General features: G+C 71.3%; 15 protein-coding genes and 2 tRNA genes. 5 read left to right on the top strand and 12 right to left on the bottom strand.

Annotation, left to right across the window (positions count from 1 at the left end):
* Positions 1 to 17: 17 nt before the first annotated feature.
* The 4 genes from GXP71_RS16465 (at position 18) to GXP71_RS16480 (ending at position 3,491) form a co-directional block, all read left to right on the top strand.
* Complete coding sequence (locus tag GXP71_RS16465; RefSeq protein ID WP_162353526.1) at positions 18 to 698, top strand: GNAT family N-acetyltransferase; 681 nt, start codon at positions 18 to 20, stop codon at positions 696 to 698.
* Between the two features lie 130 nt (positions 699 to 828).
* Positions 829 to 2,049, top strand: coding sequence for a hypothetical protein (locus tag GXP71_RS16470; protein ID WP_162353527.1), 1,221 nt, complete (start codon positions 829 to 831; stop codon positions 2,047 to 2,049).
* 25 nt (positions 2,050 to 2,074) lie between these two features.
* Positions 2,075 to 2,956, top strand: a complete 882-nt coding sequence (locus GXP71_RS16475; protein WP_162353528.1) for a hypothetical protein — start codon at positions 2,075 to 2,077, stop codon at positions 2,954 to 2,956.
* Positions 2,957 to 3,089: 133 nt separating this feature from the next.
* Positions 3,090 to 3,491: an SRPBCC family protein gene (locus tag GXP71_RS16480; RefSeq protein ID WP_162353529.1), complete on the top strand. Its 402-nt coding sequence runs from the start codon at positions 3,090 to 3,092 to the stop codon at positions 3,489 to 3,491.
* Positions 3,492 to 3,565: 74 nt separating this feature from the next.
* Here GXP71_RS16480 and GXP71_RS16485 read toward each other — a convergent pair whose 3' ends face one another.
* Complete coding sequence (locus tag GXP71_RS16485; protein WP_162353530.1) at positions 3,566 to 3,967, bottom strand: very short patch repair endonuclease; 402 nt, start codon at positions 3,965 to 3,967, stop codon at positions 3,566 to 3,568.
* A 90-nt stretch (positions 3,968 to 4,057) separates the two neighbouring features.
* Positions 4,058 to 5,521 (bottom strand): DNA cytosine methyltransferase, encoded by a 1,464-nt coding sequence (locus GXP71_RS16490; RefSeq protein WP_162353531.1) that lies wholly within the window; start codon positions 5,519 to 5,521, stop codon positions 4,058 to 4,060.
* Positions 5,522 to 5,756: 235 nt separating this feature from the next.
* On the opposite strand from GXP71_RS16490, the gene GXP71_RS16495 reads away from it, so the two are divergent.
* Positions 5,757 to 6,959, top strand: a complete 1,203-nt coding sequence (locus GXP71_RS16495) for a hypothetical protein (protein ID WP_238402467.1) — start codon at positions 5,757 to 5,759, stop codon at positions 6,957 to 6,959.
* Positions 6,960 to 7,007: 48 nt separating this feature from the next.
* Here the strand turns inward: GXP71_RS16495 and GXP71_RS16500 are convergent.
* The 10 genes from GXP71_RS16500 to dnaN form a co-directional block, all read right to left on the bottom strand.
* Positions 7,008 to 7,080, bottom strand: a tRNA-Ala gene (locus GXP71_RS16500).
* A gap of 40 nt (positions 7,081 to 7,120) precedes the next feature.
* A complete protein-coding gene (locus GXP71_RS20440) occupies positions 7,121 to 7,240 on the bottom strand; it encodes a DLW-39 family protein (protein WP_210728157.1) in 120 nt (39 codons plus the stop codon).
* Between the two features lie 22 nt (positions 7,241 to 7,262).
* Positions 7,263 to 7,336, bottom strand: a tRNA-Ile gene (locus GXP71_RS16505).
* A 111-nt stretch (positions 7,337 to 7,447) separates the two neighbouring features.
* The gene (locus GXP71_RS16510) at positions 7,448 to 8,371 is read right to left on the bottom strand and encodes a DUF3566 domain-containing protein (protein WP_162353533.1); all 924 of its coding nucleotides are present in this window, start codon (positions 8,369 to 8,371) and stop codon (positions 7,448 to 7,450) included.
* Positions 8,368 to 10,980: a DNA gyrase subunit A gene (gene gyrA, locus GXP71_RS16515; RefSeq protein ID WP_162353534.1), complete on the bottom strand. Its 2,613-nt coding sequence runs from the start codon at positions 10,978 to 10,980 to the stop codon at positions 8,368 to 8,370. The genes GXP71_RS16510 and gyrA overlap by 4 nt, the downstream gene beginning before the upstream one ends.
* 80 nt (positions 10,981 to 11,060) lie before the next feature.
* Positions 11,061 to 13,109: a DNA topoisomerase (ATP-hydrolyzing) subunit B gene (gene gyrB / locus GXP71_RS16520; protein ID WP_162353535.1), complete on the bottom strand. Its 2,049-nt coding sequence runs from the start codon at positions 13,107 to 13,109 to the stop codon at positions 11,061 to 11,063.
* Positions 13,110 to 13,354: 245 nt separating this feature from the next.
* Positions 13,355 to 13,948 (bottom strand): DUF721 domain-containing protein, encoded by a 594-nt coding sequence (locus GXP71_RS16525; RefSeq protein ID WP_162353536.1) that lies wholly within the window; start codon positions 13,946 to 13,948, stop codon positions 13,355 to 13,357.
* A complete protein-coding gene (gene recF, locus GXP71_RS16530; RefSeq protein WP_162353537.1) occupies positions 13,938 to 15,407 on the bottom strand; it encodes a DNA replication/repair protein RecF in 1,470 nt (489 codons plus the stop codon). Before recF ends, GXP71_RS16525 begins: the two co-directional genes overlap by 11 nt.
* A 157-nt stretch (positions 15,408 to 15,564) precedes the next feature.
* A complete protein-coding gene (gene gnd / locus GXP71_RS16535) occupies positions 15,565 to 16,512 on the bottom strand; it encodes a phosphogluconate dehydrogenase (NAD(+)-dependent, decarboxylating) (RefSeq protein WP_162353538.1) in 948 nt (315 codons plus the stop codon).
* Positions 16,513 to 16,622: 110 nt separating this feature from the next.
* Positions 16,623 to 17,753 carry a DNA polymerase III subunit beta gene (dnaN, locus tag GXP71_RS16540; RefSeq protein ID WP_162353539.1) on the bottom strand — a complete coding sequence of 377 codons (1,131 nt, stop codon included), beginning with the start codon at positions 17,751 to 17,753 and terminating at the stop codon, positions 16,623 to 16,625.
* Positions 17,754 to 18,057: the final 304 nt, after the last annotated feature.

Below are 18,057 nucleotides of genomic sequence, written 5' to 3' on the forward strand. Positions count from 1 at the left end.
CGGACACCCTGACGGGCATGACGGCCCCCTTCGTCGACCTCTGGCCCCTCGCCGGCGTCCGCGTCACCAGCGGTGACCTCGAGCTCCGCTACCTCGACGACGACCTGCTCGCCGACCTCGCACGCCTCGCCGGCGACGGCGTCCACGGCCCCGACCTCATGCCGTTCTCCGTGCCGTGGACGCAGGGCACGCCTGCCGAGGTCGCGCGCAACGTCCTCACCTACCAGTGGGGCAACCGCGCCTCGTTCGGCGTGGACGACTGGCGCATCGAGCTCGGCGTCGTCCGCGACGGCGAGGTGCTCGGCATCCAGGGCGCCTACGCGAAGCACTACCCGCTGCTGCGGACCGCCGAGACGGGCTCGTGGCTCGGCCTGCGCCACCAGGGCGCAGGTGTCGGCACCCGGATGCGGCTCATGATCCTGCACCTGCTCTTCGACGGCCTCGGCGCGGAGCGCTGCACGACCGGTGCGTTCGCCGACAACGCGCGCTCGCTCGGCGTGACGCGTCGGCTCGGCTATGCCGACAACGGCGAGGACCCGATGGTGCGCGACGGCCAGGCGGCGCTCAACCGGCGCTTCGTCATGACCCGCGCACAGTGGGAGGCGCGACCCGAGTCGATGCGACCTCCCGTCACGCTCGTCGGCGTCGCGGCGCTGCGCGGCGAGCTGCTCCCCGCGCCCCCCGCTGTCGGCGACTGACCGAGCCCTTTCGGGCAGCGACGGGTGCCCGATCGGCGGGCGGCACCCCTGTTGCGAGGGCAGCGAGCCCGTCGGCACGCTGGACGCATCCTCCGCGCGTCGACGCGCGCAGCGACCAAGGAGGCCGGTCATGACGCAGAGCCGCGCCCACCGCCCGCACGGCGGCCCGCTCGACCACGACGTCACCGACACCTCCGTGCGCGGTTCCGCCGCGCGTGCCCCGGGCCCGGGTGCGACGACTCCTGCGGCGCTCGTGTCGCCGGTCGTCACCACCGGCCCCGCCCCCACCCGTCGTGCTGTCACGGCGTTGCAGCGCTCCGCGGGCAACCGCGCCGTCGCAGGACTGCTCGGCAGGTCACGGCCGCCCACCGACCGGCCCGAGGGCCAGCCCGTCGACCACGGGCACGACGACCGCGAACGCACCGGCCAGCAGCACGTCGACCGCCGACGCGACGACCTCCGTCGTGCCGCCCGTCCCGACGACGGCCGCCCCGACCGGCGCGGCCCTGCTCGCGCGACCCCGCCGCAGCGGTTCAGCACCACCGACAGCGCCGTCGCGAACGTCGCGTCCGTCTTCGGCGCGACCGCGCGCGGAGGAGCAGCATCCGTGATGGGCGCCGTCACCTTCGACTCGAGCGCGTTCAGCGCCGCGGTCGCCCGGCCCCTGGCCGTCACCAAGACCGGCACCGACCTCGACCTGTCCTCCGCCACCTACACGGCGAGCGGCACGGTGCGGGCGTCCGGGCCGGCCGCGCGCGTCGGCCAGTACGAGATCGGCTTCCTGCAGACGGTGTACGAGTCGTCGCGGAACTTCTACTACGAACCCACCGGCCACAGCCCGGGTCTGCTGGCGCGCATCGCCCCGACGATCTTCGGCGAGCGGACCAAGGTGTCCGACACCTGCAGCACGCTGCCCGTCCGCGACGGCGACGCGGGCTTCCGCCCTTGGTACGGACCCGAGACGGTGCTCGCCTTCAGCGCGACCGACCCCGCCACGCAGAACACGTCGATGCAGGACACCCCCTCCACCAACCAGCCGTGGACCGTCGGGTCCGGCACGACGACGCAGCACCTCGTGCGGACCGACGGTCGCGACCGGTTCCGCAGCTGGCTCGCGGTCAAGGACACGTCCTCGACGACCGCGATCATGCTCAACTACGCCGACTGGCTCGTGGACTACGGCACGACCGTCGCGTTCAACTCCGCCTCGCCCGCCGCGAGTGTCGTCACGCCGACCGCCACGTCCGGTGCGAGGGTGACCGGGACGGGCGACAGCACCGGCGGCCAGTGGCCGCTGCACAACGACCCCGTCGCCAACGACGTCGCGACCAACGTCCAGTCGAGCTGGTGAGGTCGCGCGACCGGGAGGTGGGCGCATGAGCAGGCGGTCCGCGGGGCCACGACGCACACCCGCCGCGCGTTCCTGGCTCGACGCCGTCGAGTCCGCGTCCGCGGCCTTCGTCGGCACGGCCCACCTGGTCGACGAGCGGCCCGTACCCGCCGACGAGACCCCCTTCCGCGGCGACGGCTTCGCGCTGGACGTCGAGGTCGTCCCCGACCAGCCGGTGTTCGGCGCAGCCCCTGACGCACCTCTCGCGGTCGACCTCGTCACCGCCCGGCCGCCCGACCGCCGCGAACCGCCCGGCGCCCCCCGGTTCCCGCCCGACACCCTGCGCGAGGTCCCGTACGCCGACCAGGCGCTCCCCGGTGCCGACGACCCGGTGCTCGTGGTCGCCACCGACCCGCTCGTCGTGCGCGGGCTGCTGCTCCCCGACGACGGCCTCCCTGCGGCGGTCGCCACGATCCGTCGCTGGATCGACGAGCGTGCCGACGACGCCACCGTCCTCCGGGACGTCGCCACCACCACCTCGCCCGTCACCGTGACGGCCGGGTTCGAGCTGCTCCTGCGCACCACCCGCGACGTCGCGGGCCTCACCGAACGGTTCCTCCGCCTGCCGAACCTCACCGGCGGCGCCGTCCGGGGGATCGTCGCGCTGCTGCACGCCCGCCCGCTCACCGACCCGGAGACCGTCGACGTCGCGACCCGGCTGCTCGGCGCCCTCGCCGACACGCACGACCCCGAGGCGCTCGTCGCCTACCTCGGCTGGTTCGACGCGCACCGCGGGCGCTACGGCGACGACGTGGCCGTCCGCGTCCGGGTCCAGGTGGCGCGCGTGATCGACCGGACGTTCGACAGGCCCGACGGCGACGCCTGGCACCAGGAGGTCGCCCGCTACGCCGAGCAGTTCAGCACCTGACCCGCGCGCCGCCCTCCCTCCGCGAGAGCACCTCGTCCGCCGCGGAGGCCGGCCGTGCGCCTACCCTGCGGCGAGGTCGTCCGCCGTCCGTCGTCCGCCCGCGACTGTCCCCGCCTCGTGCCACGATCTCCGCATGACGACGAGGACGCGCCACCTCAGCGTGCACATCGACCGGCCGATGCCCGAGGTCTACGCGTTCGCGTCCGACCCGGAGAACCTGCCGCGATGGGCGCCCGGACTCGGGTCGGGCGTCGTGCACCAGGACGGGGAGTGGTACGTCGAGACCGGCGAGGGCCGCGCCCGCGTCCGGTTCGCTCCCCGAAACCCCTTCGGCGTGCTCGACCACGAGGTGCTGACCCCGTCGGGCGACACCGTCCACGTGCCGCTGCGCGCGATCCCCGACGGCGACGACGCGTGCGACGTCGTCTTCACCCTCCGCCCGACGCCCGGCATGACCGACGCCGAGCTCGACCGCGACGAGTCCCTGGTCCGCACCGACCTCACCCTGCTCAAGCAGCTCGTCGAGAGCCGATAGCCGGACACCCGCCGCAAGCCCGGCGGGGACGTCGAACACCTCGACCAGGGTCGATCCCACGCCGACCGCGTGCGTCAGACCTCGATCGCTCGACGAAGACGAGCGAGAGCGTGTCGAAGCGCTGCCTCGACGCGATCGGCCGCTGCGTCCGGTGCCTCGTGCTCCCAGACCCGCACAACCGTCCAGCCGTGCTCGTCCAGCAGGCGATCGGTGTCCTTGTCGCGGGCGTGGTTCGCGGCAAGCTTGGTGGTCCACCACTCACTGTTGGCCCGCGGCCTGGTTCCGTGATCAGGGCACCCGTGCCAGAAGCAGCCATCCACGAAGACAGCGACCCTCGCCCGCGTGAACGCGACGTCGATCGTGCGGCGTCGCTGGCCGGGAACGGCGAACGCGACCCGGTACCGCATCCCGCGCCGGTGCAGCTCGTGCCTCAGTGCAAGCTCAGCCGAGGTGTCGCGACGCTTAGCCGTGCTCATCCTCCGTGACACCTCGGCTGAGGACGAGCCCGGGTGTGCGGGCACGCGCTGGGGGACAGGAGGTGAGAACTCCACGACTTGCGCTGCCCGTCAGACGGCGACTGCCCGGAGCATCGAGTCGGCGTAGCGTCGCTGGCCAGCCTCGACGACGCGCTCGAGACGCTCGTCGGGGCTCGACGGTGCTTCCTCGACGATGGCCCTGTAAAGGTCACGGCCCTGACGGGTCGTCTGGAGGATCGCCCTGTCGCGCTCGGCGTGCGCCCGGAGCATGTTCCACACCGCACCGATGTTCACGCCGTTGCCCAGCTGCTTGTACGTCGCCGCGTCGGTCTGGACCCCGAAGTCGAAGTTGTCCGGGAACCCCTGGAGGCGTGCGGCCTCCTTCGTCGACAGCCGTCGGCGATGCTGGCCGATGATCGAGGTCTGCGTGATCGCCACGAGCGCGGGCAGGTGCGTCGGCCGCTTGGCGCGGATACCCGACGGTCGCAGCTGGAGGACGCAGTCCCACAGCGTCTCGGTCTGCTGAGCCTGCCACTCGAGCTTCCTCCGTGACGCGGGGAACGACGCGACGTCGTGGCGCTCGAGCCACCGGTCGAGCTGCGCCTTGTAGCGCGTGTAGAACCAGGCGTTCTTGACGAGGAAGGCCTGCTTCCAGGCGGGGACGTCCTCCCACCGGTCGGGGAGGTCGACCTGGTGTCGGTACGGCATCCGTGCAGCACCGGCAGCCCACGCCTCGAGCTCTTCCGACTTGATCCAGCGGTCGACCCAGATCGGGAAGCCGGGCAGCGTCGCCTCCCGCTGCGTGTCGGTGTGCGCGGCGCGGACGACGGGCCACATGGTCGTCACGAAGTCGTTCCAGGCGTCGATCCACTCCACCTCGTCGGGAGTGAGGGCTGTCCCTGGCACGACGCGGTCGTCGAGCGGGAGGTCGGCGGAGAGATCCCACTCCTCGCCTCCACGGAGAGAGACATGCTCCAGCGGCGGCCTCGCGACCACGCCGTCGAGGACGCCGTCCGGGTCGTAGGTCGCCGTGATGAACACGCGCTCACGAACCTGAGGACGTCCGCCTCGCTCCAACGGCAGCAGGTGCGGCGAGAAGACTGCGGGCTTCTCCGAGACTCGATAGCCCTCAGCACGGAGGGTCTGGATGATCACGTCCCACTCGTGCTTGTGCCGCGGGCCGGCCAGGTTCCGGACGTTCTCCAGCATGACGATCGTCGGGTGGTGCGCCTGGATGATCTTGAGGATGTTCCAGTAGAGCGTGCCCCGCGTCTCTTCCATGCCACGCTGCGCGCCCGACTTCGAGAACGGCTGGCACGGGAAGCCTGCGGCCAGGACGTCGTGCGGAGGGACGTTCATGGTGACGTCGTTCGCGTCCTTCGTGATGTCTCCGAGCGGAGAGTGGCCCCAGTTGCGCTCGTAGACCCTGGACGCGGCGGGGTCGATCTCGACGGAGTAGACGCACTCGCCCCCGAAGGCCTCCAGCGCCGCAGCGAAGCCCCCGATGCCGGCGAACAGGTCGATGTACCTGAACGCCGCACTCGCCGTGCTCATCCGATCTCCATCCTCGAAGCTTGACAGCTCGGACACCCGGCGCGCAACTCGGCGCGCGGCCCAAGCTCGGACAGCTTAGCTTGCCCGTCCGACATCCGGCGCGAGACGAGCTCGGCCAGCCGAGGCTGGCGTCGGCGCGTCGCTTGCTAGCGTCTGTCCGCAGGTCAGGCATCGTCGTGGTGCACGGGCACCGGATGCGTGCCAGGACAGGCTGGGAGGCGTCATGGGGTCCGTCGTGGTCGACCAGATCGGGCGGGACGGAGAGCTGATCCACGACGTCGACACGAGACTCTCGAACGGCCGCAAGGACGATCTCCTCCTGACCGCTCTGCCGGGCGCCGTCGTCGAGACGTTCGCCGGAGAACGCGTCGTCAGGTACCGCGACCAGATCATCCTGAAGAAGCAGATCACTCATCTCGGCAACCCCTGGCCCGCGTTCAAGAAGCGCATCCAGATCCCGAAGCGCTGGCTCACCGTGGAGGCGCGCGCTCGGGCTGAGGGTCTCGTCGTGCGGTTCGTCGGGATCTACAACTACCGCGACGTCACGATCTTCGTCGACTTCGACCCGAGCACCTACGTGCTCCGCAAGGCGAACAACTCGGCCGCGCATGTGGCGACCAACGACCTGCACCAGGCACAGGTCGTCGGTCAGTTCTCCCGCGTCGACCGTAACGGGAACCACCTGACGAGCGTCCGGGACGACGAGCTGAGCCGCTACCTGCTCGGTGGGGTCGCCCCGGAGGACCCGAGGCTCGAGGTCTTCAGGAGGTTCAACGCGGAGCTGCTGGACGGGTGCGAGATCGCGGCGCTCGAGGCGGTGCAGGACATGCACGCCGCGGGATGGCCGGACCGGTTCCAGGCGGAGTGGCCAGGCTTCTATCTCGAGTACCGCTTCGACGCCTTCGTACGGGCAGGCTCGATGCTGCACCTCGTCGAGTTCCAGAAAGACAAGCGGAGAGGACGGTACGACTTCGACCTCGTCTTCCGCAGCCGACTCTCGGTCGACTACTACGGCGACCTGAAGGCGTCCGACATCGTCAAGCATGAGTCGCCCGGGAACGACGCGGACGACATCAGGCGGTGCGTCGAGGAGTACGGGCGGTTCTGGTACGTCATCTACGAGCACACGACCAAGCACTCTCGGGACAACGGCGATGTCGCGACGATCGCCTGGAACGAGTGGCGGCGGTCGGTGGGGCACAAGGGTCGCAAGGAGTTCGACCCGCTCTCCTACGCGCGCAAGTTCAAGGAGTCGGTGAGGTTCCAGCGCATGATGATTTTGGAGGTCAACGCGGCGAACTTCGAGGTGGTCCTCGGAAGCTTCCGGCAGGGGCAGCAGCCCGACGGTGCTGAGCGCGCGCTGAAGGTCATGATCAACAAGAGGTACATCGACAACTTCTTGATCTACACCGAACCGGAGCCAATCCGTCTGGTCTGAGGACGACGAAAGGCCGCCGACACGTGTCGGCGGCCCTTCGTTCGCGTGTGGAGCCAAGGGGACTCGAACCCCTAACCCCCTGCTTGCAAAGCAGGTGCGCTACCAATTGCGCCATGGCCCCCGGTGCCGCCCGGGGGGCGGCGATCACGTGGGGGAGGCGGTCACTCGAAGGTGTCGGTGACCTCGGACCAGAGGTCCCGCTCGTCCTGGTCCTGCTGGTACTTCTGCCAGAGGACGTAACCGACGGCGGCGACCGCCACCACGAGCAGGAGCTTCTTCATCGGATCCCCCACGGGTCGGGAGTGGGCCTAACAGGACTTGAACCTGTGACCTCTTCCTTATCAGGGAAGCGCTCTAACCGTCTGAGCTATAGGCCCGTGTCGCTTCCGCACGTGCGAACACGTGCGCTGCGCGCCGGACGAGACTACCCCAGCCGAGGTGTCCCGCCCAAACCGGCTCCCGCGGCAGCGGTCAGCCGGTGGTGGAGGTCACTCGTCGGTCATGGTGACGTGCACGCCGCCGACGAGCGCCGCCACGATGTTGTAGAGGAACGCGCCGATGGTCGACAGCGCGGTCAGCAGGAAGACGTCGATGACGGCGATGAGGGTCGCACCCGAGACCACCCGCCGGAACTCGACGTACTGGAGGATGTTGATCGAGCTCTCCTCGCCCGTGATCTGCTTCACGAGGTTGTTGGCCTCGGTGAACACGTGCAGACCGTCCAGCGTCAGCCAGATCACGGCCGCCGCGACGACGATCATGATCCCGATCGCGACGGACAGCAGGAACGACAGCTTCATGACCGACCACGGGTCGATCCGGGACACCGCGAGCCGCACGCGGCGCGGGCCGCCGACCGTCGGGATGCGGCCCGTCGCGGGCCGGACCTGCGAGGTCGCGCCGGTCGCGGGAGGGCGGGTCGACGTGCGCGCCGCCGTCGGGGACGTGGCGGCCGCGGGGGCCGGTGCCGGACTGCTCATGGTCGGGTCCTCGGTACGGGGTCGGGTGACCGAGGCGAACGCGGCGCTGGTCGCGCCGGCCGCCTTCTTGAACCACACGGTCGCGGTGTCGACCGCCACCATGAGGGGCGAGGGCTGCTCGCCCTCGTCGGACGCTGAGGCGGCCGTCGACGCGGACGTGCGGGGAGGGACCCCTGCCGACGCACGGTACGGGGGCTCGTCGCGCTTCGGGGTCGACACGCCGTCGGTCTCGCTGCTCGGCTTCTCGTCGGCCGGCGCGGGCCTGACGGCCTTCGGCGCCGACGACGCGGACTCCGTGCGGCTGCGGCCGTTGCGTGCCGCCGTGGGCGACTTCGCGGTCGACTTCGCACCCGACGACGTCCCCGGACGTGCCGTGGTCGGGGTCGTCGGCCGCAGGCGCGGCGGGATCGAGGGCGGAGTGGAGTCGGTCATGCGTCCTCCGAGGACTGGTCGGCGACGGCCTGCTCACCGGTCGCGTCGTCCGCGCCGGGGGCCCCCGAGGCGTCCGGTTCGTCGGATCCCTGGCCGTTCTCGCCGCCCACGGTACCGGCATCCTCACCGAGGTGTCGCTCAGTGTTACGGGCGACGGCGATGATCCGGTCGCCCGCGTCGGGCTTCGCGAAGATCACACCCTGCGTGGTGCGGCCGGTCGCGTTCACCTCGCTCGTCGCGGAGCGCACGATCTTGCCGCGCTCCATGATGACGAGCACCTCGTCGTCGGTGTCGGTCACGAGCGCGCCGACCAGGTCGCCGTTCGCCTCGGGCAGGTTGGCCACCTTGATGCCGAGGCCGCCACGTCCCTGCTGCCGGTAGTTCTCGACCGTGAGGGCGGTGCGCTTCGCGATGCCGCCCTCGGTCACCGTGAAGAGGAAGGCGTCCTCGCGGACGACGTCCATCGCGAGCAGCTCGTCGTCGTCGCGGAACTTCATGCCGGTGACGCCGGACGTCGCACGACCCATGGGGCGCAGCGCCTCGTCGGACGCGGTGAACCGCACCGACTGGCCCTTGCGGGACACGAGGATCAGGTCCTGGTCGGAGTTGACGAGGCGCGCGGCGACGAGCTCGTCGGGCCTGCCCTCGTCGTCCTCGCGGAGGTTGATCGCGATGACGCCGCCCGAACGGTTCGAGTCGTACTCCGTCAGACGTGTCTTCTTCACGAGGCCGCGCTGCGTCGCCAGCACCAGGTGCTCGGCCTGCTCGTAGTTGCGCACGTCGAGGACCTGCGCGATCGTCTCGCCCGGCTGGAACGCCAGCAGGTTCGCGACGTGCTGACCCTTCGCGTCACGGCCGCCCTCGGGCAGCTCGTACGCCTTCGCGCGGTAGACGCGGCCGAGGTTCGTGAAGAACAGCAGCCAGTGGTGCGTCGTCGTGACGAAGAAGTGGTCGACGATGTCGTCCTCGCGCAGCTGCGCGCCACGCACGCCCTTGCCGCCACGACGCTGCGCCCGGTAGTTGTCGCTCCGTGTCCGCTTGGCGTAGCCGCCGCGAGTGATGGTGACGACCATCTCCTCCTCGGCGATGAGGTCCTCGACGGACACCTCGCCGTCGAAGGGGAGGATCGTCGTGCGCCGCTCGTCGCCGTACTTGTCGACGATCGCCTTGAGCTCGGAGCTCACGATGTCGCGCTGGCGCTGCTCGGAGTCGAGGATCGCGTTGAACTCCACGATCTGCGCCTCGAGCTTCGCGTGCTCCTCCATGATCTCCTGGCGCTGCAGCGCCGCGAGCCGACGCAGCTGGAGGTTGAGGATGGCCTGCGCCTGCTGCTCGTCGATGTCGAGCAGCTCGATCAGGCCGGCCCGCGCCTGGTCGGCGTCGGGGGAGCGGCGGATGAGCGCGATGACCTCGTCCAGCGCGTCCAGCGCCTTGAGGTACCCGCGGTAGAGGTGGATGGCCTCCTCGGCCTTGCGCAGCCGGTACCGGGTGCGCCGCTGGATGACCTCGAGCTGGTGCGTCGTCCAGTGCCGCACGAACGCGTCGATACTGAGCGTGCGCGGGACGCCGTCGACGAGCGCGAGCATGTTCGCGCCGAACGTGTCCTGCAGCTGCGTGTGCTTGTAGAGGTTGTTGAGCACGACCTTCGCGACGGCGTCGCGCTTGAGCACGATCACCAGGCGCTGGCCGGTGCGGCCCGACGTCTCGTCGCGGATGTCGGCGATGCCCGAGACCCGGTTCTCCTTGACGAGGTCCGCGATCTTCTTCGCGAGCGTGTCGGGGTTCACCTGGTACGGCAGCTCGGTGACGACCAGGCAGATGCGGCCCTGGATCTCCTCGACGTTCACGACCGCGCGCATCGTGATCGAGCCGCGGCCCGTCCGGTACGCCTCGTCGATGCCGCGGTGACCGAGGATCGTCGCGCCCGTCGGGAAGTCCGGGCCCTTGATCCGCAGCAGCAGCGCCGCGAGGAGCTCCTCCTTCGTCGCCTCGGGGTGCTCGAGGTACCACTGGACGCCGTCGGCGACCTCGCGCAGGTTGTGCGGCGGGATGTTCGTCGCCATGCCGACCGCGATGCCCGCCGAGCCGTTGACCAGCAGGTTCGGGAACCGGCTGGGCAGGACGAGCGGCTCCTGCGTGCGGCCGTCGTAGTTGTCGCCGAAGTCGACCGTGTCCTCGTCGATGTCCCGCACCATCTCCATCGAGAGGGGGGCCATCTTGCACTCGGTGTACCGCGGCGCGGCGGCCGGGTCGTCACCGGGGGAGCCGAAGTTCCCCTGGCCGGCGACCAGCGGGTACCGCAGCGACCAGTCCTGCACCAGACGGACCAGCGCGTCGTAGATCGCCGAGTCGCCGTGCGGGTGGTACTTGCCCATGACGTCGCCGACGACGCGGCTGCACTTCGAGAACTGGCGGTCCGGGCGGTAGCCGCCGTCGTACATCGCGTACAGCACGCGACGGTGCACCGGCTTCAGGCCGTCGCGCACGTCGGGCAGCGCGCGGCCCACGATGACGGACATCGCGTAGTCGAGGTACGACCGCTGCATCTCGAGCTGGAGGTCGACCTGCTCGATGCGGCCGTGCTCGATCTGGTCCGGGGTCTCGGTCACGGGGTTCCTTCTGTCGTGCGGCGGGGGAGGACGTGGGGGCGGGCGCGCTGCCTCGTGGCGGCCGGCGCGGCGCGGCTCCGTCAGATGTCGAGGAAGCGCACGTCCTTCGCGTTCCGCTGGATGAACGAGCGGCGGGACTCGACGTCCTCACCCATGAGGACCGAGAAGATCTCGTCCGCCGCGGCGGCCTCGTCGAGGGAGACCTGCAGCAGCGTGCGGTGCTCGGGCGACATCGTGGTCTCCCAGAGCTCCTGGTAATCCATCTCGCCGAGACCCTTGTAGCGCTGGATCGCGTTCTCCTTGGGCAGCCGCTTGCCGCCCTCCAGGCCGTCCTTCACGTACGCGTCGCGCTCACGGTCGGAGTACACGTAGTCGTGGTCCGCGTTCGACCACTTGATCCGGTACAGCGGGGGCTGCGCCAGGTAGACGTGCCCCTGCGTGATGAGCTCCGGCATGTAGCGGAACAGCAGCGTGAGCAGCAGGGTCCGGATGTGCTGGCCGTCGACGTCCGCGTCGGCCATCAGCACGATCTTGTGGTACCGCAGCTTGGCGAGGTCGAAGTCCTCGCCGATGCCCGTCCCGAACGCCGTGATGAGGGCCTGGACCTCCTGGTTGCCCAGCGCGCGGTCGAGGCGCGCGCGCTCGACGTTGAGGATCTTGCCGCGGATCGGGAGGATCGCCTGCGTCCGCGGGTTGCGACCGCGCACGGCGGAACCGCCGGCGCTGTCGCCCTCGACGATGAAGACCTCGCACTCCTCCGGCCGGTTGCTCTGGCAGTCCTTGAGCTTGCCGGGCATGCCCCCCGACTCCAGCAGGCCCTTGCGGCGCGTCGCCTCACGGGCCTTGCGGGCCGCCATGCGCGCGGCGGCCGCCTGGATCGACTTGCGGATGACGTCGCGCGCCTCGTTCGGGTGCGAGTCCAGCCAGTCGCCCAGCCGCTCGTTCACGACCTTCTGCACGAACGTCTTCGCCTCGGTGTTGCCGAGCTTCGTCTTCGTCTGGCCCTCGAACTGCGGCTCGCCGAGCTTGACGGAGATGACGGCCGTGAGGCCCTCGCGGATGTCGTCACCCGTGAGGTTCTCGTCCTTCTCCTTGATGATGTTCTTGTCGCGGGCGTACCGGTTGATCAGCGACGTCATCGCCGCCCGGAAGCCCTCCTCGTGCGTGCCGCCCTCGGTGGTCGAGATCGTGTTCGCGAACGTGTGCACCGACTCCGAGTACGCGCTCGTCCACTGCAGCGCGATGTCGACCGAGATGCGGCGCTCGGTGTCCTCCGACGTGATCTCGATGACGTCCGGGTGGACGAGCTCGACCTTCTTCGCCGCGTTGAGGTGCGCGACGTAGTCCACGAGGCCGCCGTCGTACTTGTAGGTGACCGTGCGGTGCTGCGGCGCGTCGACGGGCTGGTCCTCGTCCTGCGCCGGCTCGGCGTCCGTGACCTCGTCCTCGGTGCCGGTGTGCTGCGGCCGCTCGTCGGTGAGCGTGATCTTCAGGCCCTTGTTGAGGAACGCCGTCTGCTGGAAGCGCGAGCGCAGCGTCTCGAAGTCGTAGTCGACCGTCTCGAAGATCGTCGAGTCGGCCCAGAACGTCTGGCTCGTGCCCGTGTCGGTCGTCGCCTCGCCCTGGCGGATCGGACCCGTCGGCTTGCCGCCGTCCTCGAAGTCCATCTCCCACGCGTAGCCGTCGCGCTTCACGACGGACTCGACACGGCTGCTCAGCGCGTTGACGACCGAGATGCCCACGCCGTGCAGACCGCCCGAGACCGCGTACCCGCTGCCGCCGAACTTGCCGCCCGCGTGCAGGATCGTCATGACGACCTCGAGCGTCGGCTTGCCCTCGGTGGGGTGCAGCTCGACCGGGATGCCGCGGCCGTTGTCGACGACGCGCACGCCGCCGTCGGCCAGCAGCGTCACCTCGATCGCGTCGCAGTACCCCGCGAGCGCCTCGTCGACCGAGTTGTCGACCACCTCGTAGACCAGGTGGTGCAGTCCGCGGGCACCGGTCGAGCCGATGTACATGCCGGGCCGCTTGCGGACAGCCTCGAGCCCTTCGAGGACCGTGATCGCGCTGGCGTCGTACCCGCCGGCGCCGTTCGGGCTGCTGGGCGGGGTCGTGCTCTCGTCGGCCACGGGCGGATGTACTCCTCAAGCTCTCACACGCGACAGAGCGCCCCGCCAAGGACCTCGGAGGGCGGATCACCCCAGGAGACTGGAGTTCTCGGCTCTGGTACCGGCGCAAGCGCGCCAGAATTGACGTTCACAGTCTACCTGGACCCCGGCCCGTTACCCCTCGTGTCGACGTCGGCGGGGGAGGGAAGTTCTGGCAGGTTCCGTGACGACGCACGTGCGGGCGCTCCGCGACGGTCGTCGGCGCGTCAGCCGTACGTGTCCCGCGGTCCTCTCCCGGCCACGCGTCGCTTGCCCCGGCCGAACCCCGGACCCGACGGCCCGAGCACCGTGATCTCCGACACGACGCCCTCGCCCAGCTCCTCCGCGAACCGGCGCAGCATCGTCGGCACCGCCCACGTCAGGTTCGTCGCCCAGCTCGTCGAGCTCGCCTGCACGGTCAGCACGCCCGCCTCGAGCGACACGTACGTGCAGTGCTCGGCGACCTGCGGCCCGACGAGGTCCGCCCACCGGTGCTGCACCGTGCCCGACACGAGCCCGGACCCCCAGCCGAACTGCCCCACGAGCGCCCCGAGCGTGTCCGCCACCGCCTGCGGGTCGCGCGCCCCCGGCCCCGCCGTTCCCGGGTTCACGTCGAGCAGCGCCCGCCTGCGAGGGGCGTCCCCCGGGCGGATGCCCTTCGCACGGGCCGCCTCCTTCGCCCGGTTCAACGCCGCCACCGCGACCTGCCGCTCCGGGACGAGGTCCACGACCTGCCGCAACGGGGCGCCGTCCGTCGGGGCGCGGCGGACCGGGGGGAGCAGGGCGTCGTCGGCCTGGTCGTCGCCGCGGTCAGAGGACACGGGCCACCTCACCACCCATGACGTCCACACGCGCGCCCGCGAGCGGCTCCGGCACGTCCTCCGCCACGGCCGCCGTCACCAGGACCTGGCGTGCGGGGGCGACCAGCTCGGCCAGCCGCTCCCGACGACGCGCGTCCAGCTCGGCGAACACGTCGTCGAGGATCAGCACCGGCTCGCCGTCGGGCCCCCAGTCCGCGCCGCGACCGAGCCAGTCCGTCGTCGGCTCCTCGACGGCCGTGCCCGGACGCCCGGCCGGCGTCGCCGGTTCACGGTCGCCCGTGGGCGCCGCGCCGGGGACGCCGTCCGGCGTTGCGCCGGGGGTCGACCCCATGGCGACCGCGTCCTGCGTGGCGGCCGCCGTCGACGCCACGGCGGCGGGCGTCGCGACGGCGGCGGGCGTCGCGACGGCGGGCGCTGCCGGCACGCCGTCGGTCAGGAGCGTGTACGACGCGAGCCGCAGCGCCAGCGCGTACGACCACGACTCCCCGTGGCTCGCGTACCCCTTCGCGGGAAGACCGCCGAGCGTCAGGACGAGGTCGTCGCGGTGCGGCCCGACCAGGCACACCCCCCGCTCGACCTCCTTCGTCCGCAGCCGACCCATCGCCTCGAGCAGCTGCGCCTCGACCAGGCTCGTCGTCGCGGGCACGTCCGACGCGACCGGCGTGGCCGCGTCCGGCCCGCCCGACGCTGCCGTGCCGTCGCCCGACCGACCGCGCCCCTCGTCGGCGAGCGCCGCGTCCAGGCTCGCACGGTAGGTGACGACCGCCTCGCCCTGACCGGCGCTGACCTGCGCGTACGACGCCGCGACGTGCGGGGCGAGCGCCGCGACGAGCGCGCGTCGGGCGACCACGAGCTCCGCGCCCGTCTGCGCGAGCTTCGCGTCCCACACGTCGAGCGTCCGCAGGTCCGCCGTGCCGCGTCCCCCCCGCATCGCCGAGCCCGCCGTCTTCAGCAGCGCCGACCGCTGCCGCAGCACCCGCTCGTAGTCCTGCACCGTGCCCGCGAACCGGGGCACGAGCTGCACGAGCAGGTCGTCGAGGAACCGTCGCCGACCGTCCGGGTCGCCCTTCACCAGGGACAGGTCCTCCGGCGCGAACAGCACCGTGCGCAGGATCCCGAGGATGTCGCGTGCCCGGCCCGGGGAACCGCCGTTGACCCGGGCCCGGTTGGCCTTGCCCGGCGTGACCTCGACCTCGACCAGCGTCGCGCGCGGGTGCCCCGGCTCGAGATCGCGCACGACACGGGTCCGCACGACCGCGCGGCTCGCACCCGAGCGGACGAGCGCTGCGTCCGACGGCACCCGGTGGCTGCCGAGCGTCGCGACGTACCCGATCGCCTCGACCAGGTTCGTCTTGCCCTGCCCGTTCGGCCCGACGAGCGCGGTGATGCCCGCGTCGAGGGGGAGCTCGACCTGCGCGTAGGAGCGGAAGTCGGTGAGCGACAGGTGGGCGACGTACATCAGGTCTCTTCGTCGTGGTGAGGCGGGTCAGGCGCCGCCGGGCACCGGCGGCACCGCGGGGCGCCGGAGCCGGGCTGGCTCGCGCGCGGCGAGCGGCGCGGGTCGGAGGGCTGGTCGCGCTCGCTCGCCGAGCACGCCGAGCGGGCGGGGCCCGTCGTCAGGCGTGCGGGGGGACAGCGGCGTCGGGGACCGGGGTGGTGTCGCTGATCGGACCCGTCGTGCCGGCGGGCTTCACGGCGTGCCCGCCGAACTGCTGGCGCAGCGCGGCGACGGCCTTCATCGCGGGCGACTCCTCCTGCCGGGACGCGAACCGCGCGAACAGCGCCGCGGAGATGACCGGAGCCGGCACCGCGAGGTCGATCGCCTCGTCGACCGTCCACCGGCCCTCGCCCGAGTCCTCGACCCAGTCGTCGATCTCGCCGAACGACGGGTCGGCCTCGAGCGCCTCGACCAGCAGGTCCAGCAGCCAGGACCGCACGACCGTGCCCCGGCGCCACGCCTTGACCGTGCCGTGCACGTCCGTGACCAGGTCCTTCGCGGCCAGGAGCTCGTAGCCCTCCGCGTAGGCCTGCATGAGGCCGTACTCGATGCCGTTGTGCACCATCTTCGCGAAGTGGCCGGCGCCGATCGCACCGGCGTGCACGAACCCCTCTTCGCGCGGGCCCTCGGGCCGGAGCGCGTCGAAGACCGGGAGCACGCGCGCGACCAGGTCCGCGTCGCCGCCGACCATGAGGCCGTAGCCGTTCTTGAGTCCCCACACGCCGCCCGAGACGCCGACGTCGAGGAAGCCGACACCGTTCTCGGCGAGCAGGTCCGCGTGCGGCTGGTCGTCCTGGTAGTAGGAGTTGCCGCCGTCGATGACCACGTCGCCGCTGGTCAGCAGGCCGCCGAGGTCGCGGATGACCGCGTCGGTGATCGCACCGGACGGCACCATGACCCAGACCACACGCTCACCCGCGGGCAGCGCGTCGACCAGCGCCTCGAGCGAGGGCACGTCCGTCACGTCAGGGTTGCGGTCGTACCCCGTGACCTCGATGCCCGCGGCGCGGATGCGTTCCCGCATGTTCGCGCCCATCTTGCCCAGACCGACCAGACCGATGTGCATGACCCCTCGCCTCTCCCGGTGTCCCGGACCTCGCCGACCGGCGTCCACCGGTCACTCTGCCGCACCGTCCCGCGGTCCGCTCCTGCGGCCGCCGGGTCGACGGCGACGCGTCAGCTCGCGAACCGGATCGGGACGAGCAGGTAGCGGTACTCCTGCTTGTCGTCGCCGTCCAGCGACTCCTGCCCCGTGAACTCGACCGGCTTGTTCGGGTGCGTGAACGACAGCCGTACGAACGTCGTGTCGAGCGCACCGAGGCCGTCGAGCAGGAACTGCGGGTTGAACGCGACCGTGATGTCGTCCCCGACGAGGGTCGCCTCGAGCGCCTCGGACGCCTGCGCGTCGTCGCCCTGCCCCGCGTCGAGCACGACCTGTCCCTGCGAGAACGCCAGCCGGATCGGGGTGTTGCGCTCCGCGACGAGCGCGACACGCTTCGCGGCCTCGGCGAGCGCGTGCGTCGACACGATCGCGTGGATCGGGGTCTCGTCGGGGAACAGGCGGCGCACGGCGGGGTAGTCGCCGTCGACGAGCAGGCTCGTCGTCTGCCGGCCCCCGGCCTCGAAGCCGATGAGGTCCACGCCGGCGCCCGTCGACAGCGCGACGGTGACAGAGCCGGCGCTGCCCAGCGACTTCGCGGCGTCGGAGAGGGTGCGGGCGCGCACCAGCGCGACCGTCGACATGTCGGGCGACGCCGGCTTCCACGTGAGCTCGCGGAGCGCGAGACGGTAACGGTCCGTCGCGAGGAGCGTGACCTTCTCGCCCTCGATCTCGACGCGCACGCCCGTGAGGAGCGGCAGGGTGTCGTCGCGGCTCGCGGCGACCGAGACCTGCGCGACCGCGTGCGTGAGCTCGTCGCCGTCGACCGTGCCGGCCGTGGCCGGCATCGACGGCAGGTTCGGGTAGTCCTCGACGGGCATCGTGAGGAGCGTGAAGCGGCTCGCGCCGCAGGTGACGACGACCTTGGTGCCGTCGAGGACGACGTCGACGGGCTTGTCGGGCAGCGCGCGCGAGATCTCCGCGAGCAGACGTCCGGAGACCAGGACCGTGCCCGGCTCGGAGACGTCGGCCGGGATCTGCGAACGTGCCGAGACCTCGTAGTCGAAGCTCGACAGCTGGATCGTGCCGGTCGTGTCGGCCTCGATGCGGACACCCGCGAGCACGGGGACCGGCGGGCGGGTGGGCAGGCTGCGAGCCGTCCACGTGACCGCGTCGGCGAGGACGTCACGGTCGACCCGGAACCTCATGTGTCACCTCTTCGTCGTTCGAGTGCTGCCCGGGGCGTCGTCGCACGGTTCCGGCGTGGGGCGCTCGTGCGTCGACGCCGGTGGGCCCTCGTGAGCGCACTGGTCGCACGCACGACACGGCCTGTCCGTGGCATCACGCGAACACTACGCGAGAGGTCCGACGCTCGGTACAGGTCCGAGGAGCGTGTGGACGACAGGTTCTCCAGCAGTGCAGCGCCCGGGCGGCGTCGATCGTGCCGATCGGCGTCCCGGCCCGCCGCCGTCAGCCATCGGCGGTGTGTGGATCATCAGCAGAGAGAAGTCT

Origin of the sequence: Cellulomonas sp. H30R-01 (genome assembly GCF_010119915.1) — a bacterium.
Classification (GTDB): domain Bacteria; phylum Actinomycetota; class Actinomycetes; order Actinomycetales; family Cellulomonadaceae; genus Cellulomonas; species Cellulomonas algicola.

Coding starts and splice junctions, on each gene's coding strand:
- GXP71_RS16490 (WP_162353531.1), bottom strand. CDS start 5,521: ATGAGCACGGCGAGTGCGGCGTTCAGGTACATCGACCTGTTCGCCGGC.
- gnd (WP_162353538.1), bottom strand. CDS start 16,512: ATGCACATCGGTCTGGTCGGTCTGGGCAAGATGGGCGCGAACATGCGG.
- GXP71_RS20440 (WP_210728157.1), bottom strand. CDS start 7,240: ATGAAGAAGCTCCTGCTCGTGGTGGCGGTCGCCGCCGTCGGTTACGTC.
- GXP71_RS16465 (WP_162353526.1), top strand. CDS start 18: ATGACGGCCCCCTTCGTCGACCTCTGGCCCCTCGCCGGCGTCCGCGTC.
- dnaN (WP_162353539.1), bottom strand. CDS start 17,753: ATGAGGTTCCGGGTCGACCGTGACGTCCTCGCCGACGCGGTCACGTGG.
- GXP71_RS16470 (WP_162353527.1), top strand. CDS start 829: ATGACGCAGAGCCGCGCCCACCGCCCGCACGGCGGCCCGCTCGACCAC.
- recF (WP_162353537.1), bottom strand. CDS start 15,407: ATGTACGTCGCCCACCTGTCGCTCACCGACTTCCGCTCCTACGCGCAG.
- GXP71_RS16510 (WP_162353533.1), bottom strand. CDS start 8,371: ATGACCGACTCCACTCCGCCCTCGATCCCGCCGCGCCTGCGGCCGACG.
- GXP71_RS16475 (WP_162353528.1), top strand. CDS start 2,075: ATGAGCAGGCGGTCCGCGGGGCCACGACGCACACCCGCCGCGCGTTCC.
- GXP71_RS16485 (WP_162353530.1), bottom strand. CDS start 3,967: ATGAGCACGGCTAAGCGTCGCGACACCTCGGCTGAGCTTGCACTGAGG.
- GXP71_RS16480 (WP_162353529.1), top strand. CDS start 3,090: ATGACGACGAGGACGCGCCACCTCAGCGTGCACATCGACCGGCCGATG.